The organism is Mycobacterium sp. NPDC051804, from assembly GCF_044452905.1.
Taxonomy (GTDB): Bacteria; Actinomycetota; Actinomycetes; order Mycobacteriales; family Mycobacteriaceae; genus Mycobacterium.
Map to the genome: position 1 here is coordinate 423,344 of NZ_JBITCD010000004.1, position 12,807 is coordinate 436,150.

The 12,807-nt window shown below is 63.8% G+C and carries 17 protein-coding genes and 1 pseudogene; 16 read left to right on the top strand and 2 right to left on the bottom strand.

Annotation, left to right across the window (positions count from 1 at the left end):
• Positions 1-57: 57 nt before the first annotated feature.
• The 16 genes and pseudogenes from ACIA48_RS17465 to ACIA48_RS17540 all read left to right on the top strand — a co-directional run bounded on the left by ACIA48_RS17465 (position 58) and on the right by ACIA48_RS17540 (position 10,504).
• Positions 58-1,425, top strand: a complete 1,368-nt coding sequence (locus tag ACIA48_RS17465) for a wax ester/triacylglycerol synthase family O-acyltransferase (RefSeq protein WP_396735057.1) — start codon at positions 58-60, stop codon at positions 1,423-1,425.
• A 65-nt stretch (positions 1,426-1,490) separates the two neighbouring features.
• A pseudogene (locus tag ACIA48_RS17470) lies at positions 1,491-1,667 on the top strand (nuclear transport factor 2 family protein); the annotation flags it as partial.
• Between the two features lie 41 nt (positions 1,668-1,708).
• Positions 1,709-1,810, top strand: a complete 102-nt coding sequence (locus ACIA48_RS17475; RefSeq protein ID WP_396733900.1) for a limonene-1,2-epoxide hydrolase family protein — start codon at positions 1,709-1,711, stop codon at positions 1,808-1,810.
• A gap of 210 nt (positions 1,811-2,020) precedes the next feature.
• Positions 2,021-2,458, top strand: a complete 438-nt coding sequence (locus ACIA48_RS17480; RefSeq protein WP_396733903.1) for a VOC family protein — start codon at positions 2,021-2,023, stop codon at positions 2,456-2,458.
• Between the two features lie 405 nt (positions 2,459-2,863).
• On the top strand, positions 2,864-3,169 hold the full coding sequence (gene rpsJ, locus ACIA48_RS17485) for a 30S ribosomal protein S10 (RefSeq protein ID WP_003883485.1): 306 nt from the start codon (positions 2,864-2,866) through the stop codon (positions 3,167-3,169).
• A gap of 14 nt (positions 3,170-3,183) precedes the next feature.
• Positions 3,184-3,837, top strand: coding sequence for a 50S ribosomal protein L3 (gene rplC / locus ACIA48_RS17490; RefSeq protein ID WP_278219503.1), 654 nt, complete (start codon positions 3,184-3,186; stop codon positions 3,835-3,837).
• Positions 3,838-4,524, top strand: coding sequence for a 50S ribosomal protein L4 (rplD, locus tag ACIA48_RS17495; protein ID WP_396733961.1), 687 nt, complete (start codon positions 3,838-3,840; stop codon positions 4,522-4,524).
• Complete coding sequence (gene rplW, locus ACIA48_RS17500; protein ID WP_014209146.1) at positions 4,524-4,826, top strand: 50S ribosomal protein L23; 303 nt, start codon at positions 4,524-4,526, stop codon at positions 4,824-4,826. The genes rplD and rplW overlap by 1 nt, the downstream gene beginning before the upstream one ends.
• Before the next feature lie 31 nt (positions 4,827-4,857).
• Entirely contained in the window at positions 4,858-5,697 is an 840-nt protein-coding gene (gene rplB / locus ACIA48_RS17505; RefSeq protein WP_396733964.1) for a 50S ribosomal protein L2, read from the top strand.
• A 9-nt stretch (positions 5,698-5,706) separates the two neighbouring features.
• Entirely contained in the window at positions 5,707-5,988 is a 282-nt protein-coding gene (rpsS, locus tag ACIA48_RS17510; protein ID WP_010908582.1) for a 30S ribosomal protein S19, read from the top strand.
• Positions 5,988-6,611, top strand: a complete 624-nt coding sequence (gene rplV / locus ACIA48_RS17515; RefSeq protein WP_396733969.1) for a 50S ribosomal protein L22 — start codon at positions 5,988-5,990, stop codon at positions 6,609-6,611. Before rpsS ends, rplV begins: the two co-directional genes overlap by 1 nt.
• Positions 6,611-7,468, top strand: a complete 858-nt coding sequence (gene rpsC / locus ACIA48_RS17520) for a 30S ribosomal protein S3 (protein WP_396733972.1) — start codon at positions 6,611-6,613, stop codon at positions 7,466-7,468. The genes rplV and rpsC overlap by 1 nt, the downstream gene beginning before the upstream one ends.
• Positions 7,469-7,470: 2 nt before the next feature.
• Complete coding sequence (gene rplP, locus ACIA48_RS17525) at positions 7,471-7,887, top strand: 50S ribosomal protein L16 (RefSeq protein ID WP_396733975.1); 417 nt, start codon at positions 7,471-7,473, stop codon at positions 7,885-7,887.
• On the top strand, positions 7,887-8,120 hold the full coding sequence (rpmC, locus tag ACIA48_RS17530; protein ID WP_014209141.1) for a 50S ribosomal protein L29: 234 nt from the start codon (positions 7,887-7,889) through the stop codon (positions 8,118-8,120). Before rplP ends, rpmC begins: the two co-directional genes overlap by 1 nt.
• Positions 8,120-8,422: a 30S ribosomal protein S17 gene (gene rpsQ / locus ACIA48_RS17535; RefSeq protein ID WP_396733979.1), complete on the top strand. Its 303-nt coding sequence runs from the start codon at positions 8,120-8,122 to the stop codon at positions 8,420-8,422. Before rpmC ends, rpsQ begins: the two co-directional genes overlap by 1 nt.
• 135 nt (positions 8,423-8,557) lie before the next feature.
• Entirely contained in the window at positions 8,558-10,504 is a 1,947-nt protein-coding gene (locus tag ACIA48_RS17540) for a hypothetical protein (RefSeq protein WP_396733982.1), read from the top strand.
• A 3-nt stretch (positions 10,505-10,507) separates the two neighbouring features.
• Here the strand turns inward: ACIA48_RS17540 and ACIA48_RS17545 are convergent, their stop codons facing one another.
• Positions 10,508-11,905, bottom strand: coding sequence for an FAD-dependent oxidoreductase (locus ACIA48_RS17545; RefSeq protein ID WP_396733985.1), 1,398 nt, complete (start codon positions 11,903-11,905; stop codon positions 10,508-10,510).
• Positions 11,906-11,912: 7 nt separating this feature from the next.
• Positions 11,913-12,566 carry an undecaprenyl diphosphate synthase family protein gene (locus ACIA48_RS17550; protein WP_396733988.1) on the bottom strand — a complete coding sequence of 218 codons (654 nt, stop codon included), beginning with the start codon at positions 12,564-12,566 and terminating at the stop codon, positions 11,913-11,915.
• Between the last annotated feature and the right edge of the window lie 241 nt (positions 12,567-12,807).

The window sequence follows — 12,807 nt, forward strand, 5'->3', positions numbered from 1 at the left end:
AGCCTTCGCCCCGACGCTCGAGAACACGGGCGCGTCCGAGGGGGCATCGTGGCGGTATTGGAACGGGTCAGCGGGTACGACGCATTTTTCCTCGAATTGGAGTCGGCAACGCAGCCGGTGAACGTGTGTTGTCTGCTCGAACTGGATACGTCGGCGATGCCGGGGGGCTATCAGTACGAACGGCTCGTCGGCGCACTGGATGCCCGAGTCGCGGCCGCTCCCGACTTCCGTCTGAAACTAGCTGACAGCCAACTGAATCCGTCGAATCCGGTCTGGGTCGAAGACCAGGACTTCCGGCTCGACCGCCATGTTCATCGCATCGGACTCCCACGGCCCGGTGGTCGAACCGAGTTGGCCGAGATCTGCGGTCACATCGCCGCACTGCCGCTGGACCGGTCACGTCCGCTGTGGGAGATGTGGGTGATCGAGGGCTATGACGAGGCCGAATCCATCGCGGTGATGATGAAGTCGCATCACGCCGCGGTCGACGGCGTCGGGGGTGCCGACCTGCTGATGCAGCTGTGCGGCCTCGACAGCGGTGTGCCCGTGGCTGAGCCGGTGAGCGGACCGCCCGCCACCGGGCGAATCGAGATGGCCGCCGCGGGAATCGCCGACGTGGTGCGTCGGCCGTGGCGGCTGGTGACCGCGATCCCCGACACCGCACGGACGGTGGTGCACACCGTGCAGCGCGCGGTCAGCGGCGAGGCGATGGCGCCTCCGTTCGCGGCTCCGGCCACCGCCTTCAACGCACCGTTCACCAGCCGGCGGAACATCGCTTTCACTCAGGTGAACCTGGCGGACGTCAAGAAGGTCAAGGAGAAATTCGGGATCACCGTCAACGATGTGGTGGTCGCGATGACGGCGGGTGCGCTGCGCCGGTTCCTGCTCGATCGCGACGAATTGCCCGAGCACCCTTTGGTGGCGACGGTGCCGATGTCGACGCGGAACAAGGCGGACCGTCCTGGGCGCAATCACACGATGTGGATGTTCTGCCGGCTCGCCACCGACATCGAAGATGTCGCCGAGCGGCTGGAAACCATCTGCGGCAACATCTCTCACGCCAAGGGTCACGGCAACGAGATGGCGCCGACGCTCATTCAGGATTGGACGGAGTTTCTCGGCCGGTCGGCGCTCAACGCGGTAGTTCGGTTGGCGCGCCACATTCCGCTCCCGGAGCGGCCGATACACAATCTCGTGCTGTCGAACGTCCCGGGACCGCAGCAGCCGCTCTACTTTCTGGGCTGTGCCATCACTGCGCAATATCCGTTCGGGCCCATCGTGATCGGCGCGGGCCTCAACGTCACGGTGATGTCGCTGAATGGCCGGCTGGGCATCGGCGTGATCTCGTGCCCGGATCTCGTCTCGGACGTCTGGGACCTCGCCGACGAATTCCCGGTGGCGCTGGACGAACTGCTGCAGATCTAGCCCCGGTCCGCAGTCTCGCGGCTGATCATGGACCTATGAGTGCAGAAGAGATCGTTCGTGCCGAAATGGCGGCCTGGGGGCGCAACGATGTCGACGAGGTCATCAGCCATTTCGCCGAGGACGCCGAGTTCTATCTCGGCCCCTCCTATCCACAGCTGTCCGGGCGCGACTCGATCCGAAAGATGATGAAGCAGTTCTTCGGTCGCGGCACATGCATCGAGCTCGAGATCCGTCACCTGGCGGTCGACGGAGATGTCGTGTTGATGGAGCGCACGACCACTGGATGCTGGAAGGCAAGCCGACGAGCTGGCCCGTCATGGGTGCTTACGAGGTCAAGAACGGCAAGATCACGTCCTGGCGCGAGTACTTCTACCCGCCAAGCTGACCGGAGTCGCCGATTCCGAGCAGGTGCACCCGCGAAGGCCACGGCACATATTTGCCATGAGTCGCAGCAGTCGCAGCGGTCGGCGTTTTGCAGACTTCTACTCGGACTTTGTCTGCGAAACGTCGTTCTGTGTGACGGGCGTGATTCAGCAGATGGTGCCGACGGTCAAAACAACGTGTATCAGTACCGCAACTGGCACCATCGAAGCTCGTGGAAGGCGATTCAGCTCGTCCGCGCTTGGCCGGCCTGCATCACTTCGGGATTTCGGTGGCCGACCTCGAGCGCAGCATTCGTTTCTATTGCGACGTGCTCGGCGCTGATGTCTTGGTGGCGGAAACCCCCGAGGGTGACGACCAGCGTCGTTTTTCCGGGCGCGCGGCGATCCTGAGCCTGGGCGGTCACGTGTTCGACCTGTGTCAGCACTCGAGCAACGCAGGTGAACAGTTCGACCCTGTGCGTACCGGTCTGGATCATTTCGCGCTCGAGGCGCAGTCCTTGGATGACCTTTTGGCCTGGGCAAGGTGGCTTGATACCTCCGGTGTCGCGCGATCGGAGATCCGGAAAGTAGCCGGGGACCTGGGAACAATGTTCGACTTCGTCGACCCTGACGGAATCCAGATCGAGTTCGCCCACTTCAATGTCGGCTGAATGGAGACGGCCGCCGGGCTACCTTACTCCAGAGTAAGATAGCTTCGGCGGCGGACCGGCCGGGCCAGCGGGTTTCCCATGGCCAGGGATTTGGAGCAGGCCCAGATCTAGGGCATACTGTTCGGGTTGCCTTGAGCCAGGACGGCGCCCTTCGGGACTGCCTGGCAGGGGGCATACGACCTGCGCCCCCAGGGGCGCGTCCGGTCCAAACCTCGATCGCGACGGATTTCCGACGTGAGAGAGCGTGCGCGAGGGCGACACACCCGAGCGCGGGGGTCGGTGAACCACAGACAGGTAAACAGCGGCGGCATAGCCGCGCGATCGGGTTGGTCTCGGCGCGTGGCAGCAGACCCAGGTTTTTCACGCCCGAGCGTGGGAGCCCGTTAGTAGTGAGGTAGGAGAAGCGTGGCGGGACAGAAGATCCGCATCAGGCTCAAGGCCTACGACCACGAGGCAATTGACGCCTCGGCGCGCAAGATCGTTGAGACGGTCACACGGACGGGCGCCAGCGTGGTCGGCCCAGTGCCGCTGCCGACCGAGAAGAACGTGTATTGCGTCATCCGGTCCCCGCATAAGTACAAGGACTCGCGGGAGCACTTCGAGATGCGTACTCACAAGCGGCTGATCGACATCCTCGACCCAACGCCGAAGACCGTTGACGCACTCATGCGCATCGATCTGCCGGCCAGCGTCGACGTCAACATCCAGTAGGAGACCCAAGAGAAATGGCTAGAAAGAGCATTCTGGGCACCAAGCTGGGCATGACGCAGGTGTTCGACGAGAACAACCGGGTCGTGCCGGTGACGGTCGTCAAGGCCGGCCCCAACGTCGTCACGATGATCCGCACTCCGGAGCGTGACGGCTACAGCGCGGTGCAGCTTGCATACGGCGAAATCAGCCCGCGCAAGGTGAATAAGCCTGTGACAGGGCAGTACTCGGCTGCGGGCGTGAACCCGCGCCGCCACATCGCCGAGTTCCGGCTCGACGACGAGGCTGCTGCGGCCGAATACGAGCTCGGTCAGGAGTTGACCGCCGAGATCTTCGCCGACGGCGCCTACGTCGACGTGACGGGCACCTCGAAGGGCAAGGGTTTCGCGGGCACCATGAAGCGTCACGGCTTCAAGGGCCAGGGCGCCAGCCACGGCGCCCAGGCAGTGCACCGTCGCCCGGGCTCCATCGGCGGATGTGCCACTCCCGGCCGTGTTTTCAAGGGCACCCGCATGTCAGGCCGCATGGGTAGCGACCGCGTCACCACGCAGAATCTGTTGGTGCACAAGGTTGATGCCGAAAACGGCGTGCTGCTGATCAAGGGCGCCATTCCCGGCCGCAACGGCGGACTCGTGATGGTGCGCAGTGCAATCAAGCGAGGCGAGAAGTAAATGGCCGACAAGACCTCAAAAGATTTGAAGATCGACGTCCACACCCCCGCGGGTAAGAAGGACGGCTCTGTCGAGCTGCCCGCCGCGCTGTTCGACGTCGAGGCCAACATCGCGCTGATGCATCAGGTCGTCGAGGCGCAGCTGGCAGCCAAGCGTCAGGGCACGCACGCCACCAAGACGCGCGGCGACGTGCGCGGTGGCGGCAAGAAGCCGTACCGGCAGAAGGGCACCGGCCGCGCCCGTCAGGGTTCGACGCGTGCACCTCAGTTCACCGGCGGTGGCGTGGTGCACGGTCCTCAGCCGCGCGACTACAGCCAGCGGACCCCGAAGAAGATGATCGCCGCCGCACTGCGCGGGGCGCTCTCGGATCGGGCACGCAACGGCCGTATCCATGCGGTGACCGAGCTCGTCGAGGGGCAGGCTCCGTCAACCAAGGCCGCCAAGACGTTCCTGGCGACGCTAGTCACCGAGAACACGGCCAAAAACAACAAGGTGCTGATCGTGATCGGCCGGACCGACGAGGCCGGTGCCAAGAGCGTTCGCAATCTGCCCGGCGTGCATGTGCTTTCGCCGGATCAGTTGAACACCTACGACGTGCTGAAGGCCGACGACGTGGTGTTCAGCGTGGAGGCGCTGGACGCGTACATCTCTGCTCACACGAACAAGGACGAGGAGGTGTCGGCCTGATGGCTACCGTCACTGATCCGCGCGACATCATCTTGGCGCCGGTGATCTCGGAGAAGTCCTACGGGCTCATCGAAGAGAACGTGTACACGTTCGTCGTGCACCCCGACTCGAACAAGACCCAGATCAAGATCGCGATCGAGAAGATCTTCAAGGTGAAGGTCGACTCGGTGAACACCCTCAATCGGCAGGGCAAGCGCAAGCGCACCCGCGCCGGCTACGGCAAGCGCAAGGACACCAAGCGCGCCATAGTCACGCTGGCGGCAGGCAGTAAGCCGATCGACCTGTTCGGAGCACCGGCATAGCCGGGGGATAAGCAGAGAGACTTAGAGAAACATGGGAATTCGCAAGTACAAGCCGACGACCCCGGGTCGTCGCGGTGCCAGCGTCTCCGATTTCGCCGAGATCACTCGCGACCATCCGGAGAAGTCGCTGGTTCGCCCGCTGCACGGCAAGGGCGGCCGCAACGCACACGGTCGGATCACCACGCGTCACAAGGGCGGCGGGCACAAGCGCGCCTACCGCGTGATCGACTTCCGTCGCAACGACAAGGACGGTGTCAACGCCAAGGTCGCACACATCGAGTACGACCCGAACCGCACCGCCAACATCGCACTGCTGCACTTCCTGGACGGCGAGAAGCGCTACATCATTGCGCCGCAGGGACTCTCGCAGGGCGACATCGTGGAGTCCGGCGCCAACGCCGACATCAAGCCGGGTAACAATCTGCCGCTGCGCAACATCCCGGCAGGCACGCTCATCCACGCTGTGGAGCTGCGGCCCGGTGGCGGTGCCAAGATGGCGCGGTCGGCCGGCGCGAGCATTCAGCTGCTGGGCAAGGAAGGCACCTACGCCTCGCTGCGTATGCCGTCCGGTGAGATCCGTCGCGTCGACGTGCGCTGCCGCGCCACCGTCGGCGAGGTCGGCAATGCCGAGCAGGCGAACATCAACTGGGGTAAGGCCGGCCGTATGCGGTGGAAGGGCAAGCGCCCGACCGTCCGTGGTGTCGTGATGAACCCGGTCGACCACCCGCACGGCGGCGGTGAGGGCAAGACCTCCGGCGGCCGTCACCCGGTCAGCCCGTGGGGTAAGCCCGAAGGCCGTACCCGCAAGTCCCACAAGCCAAGCGACAAGCTCATCGTTCGTCGCCGACGCACCGGCAAGAAGCACCGGTAGGAGTAAACGATGCCACGCAGCCTGAAGAAGGGCCCGTTCGTCGACGACCATCTGCTCAAGAAGGTCGACGTTCAGAACGAGAAGAACACCAAGCAGGTCATCAAGACCTGGTCGCGTCGATCGACGATCATCCCCGATTTCATCGGGCATACCTTCGCGGTGCACGACGGCCGCAAGCATGTCCCGGTGTTTGTCACCGAGGCGATGGTTGGGCACAAGCTCGGCGAATTTGCACCGACCCGCACATTCAAGGGTCACATCAAGGACGACCGGAAGGCTAAGCGCCGGTAATGACTACGACGACTGAATACCCGTCTGCGGTCGCGAAGGCGCGCTTCGTGCGCATCTCGCCGACCAAGGCGCGCCGGGTCATCGACCTGGTGCGCGGCAAGTCGGTGACCGAAGCGCTGGACATCCTGCGGTGGGCACCGCAGGCCGCCAGCGAGCCGGTTGCCAAGGTCATCGCGAGTGCCGCGGCCAACGCGCAGAACAACGAGGGTCTGGATCCGACCACCCTCGTGGTCGCCACCGTCTATGCGGACGAGGGCCCGACCGCCAAGCGCATCCGGCCGCGTGCACAGGGCCGTGCGTTCCGGATTCGCAAGCGCACCAGCCACATCACGGTGATTGTCGAGAGCAGGCCCAGCCGTGAGAGTGGGCGTGGCGGCGCGTCCGCTTCGTCGGCCAGCGCCGCGCGCTCGCGTCGCGCGCAGGGCAGCAAGGCTGCCGCGGCGAAGAAGGCACCGGCCACCAAGGCGGCAGCCGAGACGACCACCGAGACGGTGACTGTGGAGACGGCGCCTGCCAAGAAGGCAGCCGAGAAGAAGGCTCCGGCCAAGAAGGCGGCCGCAAAGAAGGCCGACACAAAGAAGACTGCAGAAGCTTCTGACGAAGCGAAGGAGGGCTCGGAGTAGTGGGCCAGAAAATCAATCCCCACGGCTTCCGGCTCGGTATCACCACCGACTGGAAGTCCCGGTGGTATGCCGACAAGCAGTACAAGGACTACGTCAAGGAAGACGTGGCGATCCGTCGTCTGCTTGCTACTGGTCTTGAGCGCGCCGGCATCGCCGACGTGGAGATCGAGAGGACTCGCGACAGAGTCCGTGTCGATATCCACACCGCGCGCCCCGGCATCGTCATCGGCCGTCGCGGCACCGAGGCCGACCGCATCCGTGCCGACCTGGAGAAGCTGACCGGCAAGCAGGTTCAGCTGAACATCCTCGAGGTGAAAAACCCTGAGTCGCAGGCTCAGTTGGTGGCCCAGGGTGTTGCCGAGCAGTTGAGCAACCGTGTCGCGTTCCGTCGCGCCATGCGCAAGGCCATCCAGTCCGCGATGCGCCAGCCCAACGTCAAGGGCATCAGGGTGCAGTGCTCGGGCCGTCTCGGCGGCGCCGAGATGAGCCGCTCGGAGTTCTACCGCGAAGGCCGGGTGCCACTGCACACGCTGCGCGCCGACATCGATTACGGGCTGTACGAGGCCAAGACGACCTTCGGCCGCATCGGCGTGAAGGTCTGGATTTACAAGGGCGACATCGTCGGCGGCAAGCGTGAGCTCACCGCTGCGGTTCCGGCCGGTGCAGACCGTCCGCGTCGCGAGCGTCCATCGGGCACCCGTCCGCGCCGTAGTGGCGCATCGGGCACGACCGCCACGAGCACCGAGGCCGGTCGCGCTGCATCAGGCACCGAAGACGCCCCGGCAGTCGCCGAGGCAACGACCGGTACCGAGGCCGCCGCTGGTGAAGCGCCGACCACGGAAACTACGGAGAACTAGCCATGTTGATTCCCCGCAAGGTCAAGCACCGCAAGCAGCATCACCCGAGACAGCGCGGCATCGCCAGCGGTGGTACCTCGGTGAGCTTCGGTGACTACGGCATCCAGGCGTTGGAGCACGCATATATCACCAACCGGCAGATCGAGTCCGCTCGTATTGCCATCAACCGGCACATCAAGCGTGGCGGCAAGGTGTGGATCAACATCTTCCCCGACCGTCCGCTGACCAAGAAACCCGCCGAAACCCGCATGGGTTCCGGTAAGGGTTCGCCGGAATGGTGGATCGCCAACGTCAAGCCGGGTCGCGTGCTTTTTGAGCTCAGCTACCCCGACGAGAAGACTGCGCGCGAGGCGCTTACCCGCGCGATCCACAAGCTGCCGATCAAGGCACGCATCGTTACCCGAGAGGAGCACTTCTGATGGCTGTGGGAGTGACGCCGGGCGAGCTGCGCGAACTGACCGACGACGAGTTGAAAGACAAGCTGCGCGAGTCGAAGGAAGAGCTGTTCAACCTGCGCTTCCAGATGGCGACCGGACAGCTGGCGAACAACCGCCGCCTTCGCACGGTGCGTCAGGAAATCGCACGCGTATACACCGTGCTGCGTGAACGTGAACTGGGCCTGGCATCCGGGCCCGCAGGTGAGGAAGCGTAATGGCAGAGACAAAGGGCAAGGGCCCCAAGCACACTCCTCGTGCCGAAGAGCAGCGCGGCCGTCGCAAGACGGTCATCGGCTACGTGGTGAGTGACAAGATGCAGAAGACCATCGTGGTCGAGCTGGAAGATCGTAAGAGCCACCCGCTCTACGGCAAGATCATCCGGACCACCAAGAAGGTCAAGGCGCACGACGAGCAAGGTGACGCCGGTATCGGCGACCGCGTTTCGCTGATGGAGACGCGTCCGCTGTCGGCCTCCAAGCGCTGGCGTCTCGTCGAGATCCTCGAAAAGGCGAAGTAGCGCTAAGCTTCGTACACCGAAAGGTCCCCGCATCCCTATGGTGCCGGGGGCCTTTTGGTTTCCGGGCAGTCGGCGTATTCCGAGCTCAACAGGCGTGCGTTTGAAGACCGCGACGGTTGGTTAGACTCCGCCCGGATGAGGTTTGGATCTGAATTCTTCAAGCGCGCCATGGCCATCGGTGTGACCGTCGTCGCTTTCCAGTTCGTCAACTCCGGGACACCCGTAGTGCACGCTGCACCCGATGAGGCCGGGCAGGTAGCGGACGCGCCGACGCTCAGCTTGACGACGCTGGGCGCTGAGCCCGATATCGCGCTGTACGGACTGCAGGGAACTCAGACGATCACCGTGCCGGTGCCGAAGGGGCTGGCGCCCGGCGCGTTGACCGCCGACGTCGAGTTACCGCCATACGTTCGGGGCGGAACGCTCATCGTCACCCAGGACCGTCGCACGCTGTCACGTATCGAGCTGTTGGCGGCGGAGAACACGCCGCTGTCGATTCCGTTGACGGGTGCTCGAGTCGTCGACGACACCGTGACGTTCACGGTGCGCAGTCGGCTATTGCCCGAAGAGGGTGACTGTCTGTACGACTCGACGGTGCCATTGCAACTCTCGGATGCGGCGATCGACTACACCGGCAAGGAGTCGGCGCCCACCATGGTCGCCGATTTCCTGCCATCGGTACTGGAGAAAATGACGATCTTCGTTCCCGAGAAACCGACCTCCGCGGAATCCGATGCCGCGGTGCAGATGACGACCGCTGTGGTGAACCGCTACGGCACACAGAACACCGACATCGACATCGCATCACTGGGTGATGACGAGGTCGCGCCGCCGTCGGCTCCGCTGGAACGCAACGTTGTCATTCGTGAGGGATCGGATCCCTCCGTATCGCTGTACAACGGGGACGGCGGCGTCCCCGCACTGCAGATCACCGGTGCGGCAGATGATCTCGCCAACCAGGTGAGGCTGCTTGGCAGTAACCTCTCCCAACTGGCCCTGTCCGCCAAAGTGGTTGCCGGGCCGATCAACTCGACGAATGAGGTACCGGCCAGCCCGGCCACGTTGAAGGACCTCGGTCAGTCAGGAGTAAGCGCGACCGCGTTCAAACCGCAGGTGGTGGTCGGCCTGGACCAAACCCGCCTGAGACGACCCGTACATGACATGCGGGTGCGGTTGAAGGGTTCCTACACGCCACTGCCTTCGACTGTCGGCGGACAGGTGCTGGTTTCGGTCGACGGCGAACCCGTCGGCCAGTGGGCGGCAGACTCCAGCGGCGCGATCGACCGATCCATCAGCATTCCGCAGTCAGAGCTCCGGCGCGACACCAAGCTGACGGTCGCCGTCGACATCGCGGGCGATGTGGGGCGGTGCGGTGACTTTCAACCGGTGACTCTGAAGATCGACGACGACACCTCGATCGAGAGCACACCCGCGGACCCCCCCGATCCCGCCGGATTCCAGTCGGTTCCGCAGGCGCTGATGCCGGAGGTGCAGGTGGGCGTCGAACCGGAATCGTTTGACGACACCAGGCGCGCCGTCGCGATCATGGAGGGGCTGCAGCGGATCAGCGGACCGCGTCTCGATGCCGAGGTGGTGCCTCTCGACAGCGCGATCGACAGCCGTTCGCCGGCGATTCTGATCTCGGCCGACGGCTGGGACAATGACAAAGTCGTTCCCCCGGTGCGCAGTTCGACGGGTGGAACGCTCGAAGTGCAACGTGTCGGCGGTCCAGGCGCGGCGGCTCTGACTCTTGATCCGGCGACGCCGTTCGCGTCGCTGCAAGTCGGCCGGGCCGGCAGCCGGACCGTCTTGTTCGCGACATCGGACAATGCACCGGACCAACTCGACTCGCTGCTCGACTGGCTTGACGGCGATGTGCGTCGATGGGCGGCGCTGGACGGGACCGCGGCGATCTCGCTCCCAGATCGCGAGCCGGTGAGCGTCGATACAGGGATGGTTGCATCGCCCGATGCCTCGCAAGACAGTGGAATCAGCGTGTTCTGGTGGATCGCGGCATGCGCGGGTGTGGCCATTGGTGCAGGTGTCCTCGCGGTGGCGATACACCGAAGGCGTCGCGGCTGAGACTTAGCCCTTGATCAAGCCGGACTCGAGATAGCCGCGATCCGTGTTCACCTGCCACGGGTCGACGTCTTCGCCGAAGTACTGAGCGACACTACGCAGGGCACTGAGCATGGCGTGGTCCTGGTTGTCGTAGTGGTGCATGCCATTTCGTCCCATTGGGTGGAGGGAGGGATGGATGCGACGCAGGTAATCGCGGAGTGTCGCGACGCTTTGCTCGCGCATTGGGTCGTTGATCGGATAGGCGAACTGCGAGCGGACGATCGTGCAATGTTCGAGGACGGAACCGTCCACACCGAGCGTGCGGAGGTCCTGTTCGACTATTTCACCGAGGCTTTCGTTGCTTGCCACCCATAGATCGTCGCTGGGGAGGGTGTAGTACTCGAGGCCCAGGTACGTGCCCTTCCAGTTCTCGGGAGCGAGTTCGCTCGACCATCGCTGGTAGTTCTGGATCCGCCCCACCCGGAATTCGTTGCCCGGCGTATAAACCCAGTTGAACGGGATATCCAAGCGCTCTTGGAGAGCGACCGCGACGGTGATCACCGAGCGGTGCCGCAGAGATGCGGCGATCTCCCGAATGTGCTTTGGGGGTAACGGTTCCAGGTTCTCGATGAGCAAGCGCAATGGCATGCTGGAGAACACCGCATCCCCGGACGCGGTCTCGCCATTCTGTAGCTCCACGGTCCAGGTCTCGCCGACCTGCCGAATACGCGTCACATAGGAGTTGAGCGAGGGAACCACGCCGAACTCCGCCAGCGCCGCAGCAGCGGCTTCCCAGAGCTGGCCTGGTCCACGCCTGGGATATCGGAAAGCGTCCTCAGTTGCGGGATCCTGCTCGTCCGGCGCACGCCAAGCGATCGGTTTTATCCTCTGATCCGCCCAGTCACTAGCCAGGGTGTCCGGGTCTGCGAGCCACGTCTTGCGAACATAGCCATCGAAGAAGACGTCATACCAGTGACGGCCGAATTGTTCTGTGCCCCATTCCCGGAAACTCGCCGAATTGCGTGTCGGACGTATGCGGCTACGCAACCTTGACCACAGGAAATATCTCAGGCCGCGCGTACCGCTTCGAAATCCCAACTGAGACAAGAGGTCACGGCCCACGAGCGGATAGCGGACATAGCAACCGTCGACAAGCATGGCGGAGCGTCGACGGACCGAGATCCACTGATCGGCGGGAAGCAGCGACCTCCACAGGTCAGAGATCTCTTCGCTCCTGGTGAAAAACCTATGACCACCCGGGTCGATTCGCCATTCGCCGTCGGTCGGCGTGCGGGCCAAGCCGCCGACTTGTGCCGACGACTCGAAGATTCGGGGCGTCACCCCCCTCTTCGCCAACTGGAGCGCGGCGGTGAGACCGGCGGGTCCAGCGCCGATGATCAACGGGCTCCGTGTGGACACCATGGCGGCCCTACCGGCCCCTCAACTGCGGAAAGCGCCGATGGTCAGCGATGAGATCGTCGATGTCCTGCGCGGTCAGGTCGTTGAGCGGCGTCGATAGGAAGACCAGTTGGGCGTACTGGCTCTGCAGGGGCAGAAATCCGCTGAGCAGCGGCTCCGCGGTGGTCCGGATGACCATGTCGACGTCGGCGATGTCGAACGCTGCCCTGATATCGCACGCTTCGCGCTGAGCCCGCTGTTGTGCGGTGCGCAATTCGTCGTAGGCGTCATAGGCCGCGAGGACATTGATGCGGAATTCGTTTCCCGTCATTGCGAGTTCGAGATCTTTTGCGGCAGAGACGTATTCGTGCGGCAGCGCATTTCGGTCGCCATGTAAACGAAAACTGCAGGTGGCTCGATCGAACTGAGCGGGAACCAGCGTCGTCAGGAAATGCTCCGACGCCGCAAACACGGGTTCGAGCTCGGTGTGATGCCGCGCGAGGTTTGCGCGACTGAGGTTGTACACCGTCACGGTCTGCACACCGTGTCGCTGCAGCGCCAACAGAATCTCGGTGACCTTTTCCGCGCCGCGGTGGTACGCGTCGAACAAGGTGGTGTCGTGGCTGGCCGCCCAACGCCGCAAGCCGTCGGGAATGAGGCCTACATGAGCTGGTTCGCGACCCACCTGAAAACCCCCACCGGCAATTCCCCCTAAAAGCGGAATGTAACTCAAACTCGATTGCTTGCATAGGCAATGGACAAAACGTCATTTCGCCACGCCGTAGAAAGGGATAGACAATTTGAGAAGCGCTCAAACTTTGCGCCGGCGAATCAATCTTCCGTGGGTCGCAGCACCGCCAATGCCCGCCTTGACCCTGTGCCGCTCGCCGTAGCGCCGCTTTCGCATCTCGAACAATTCGACGAAC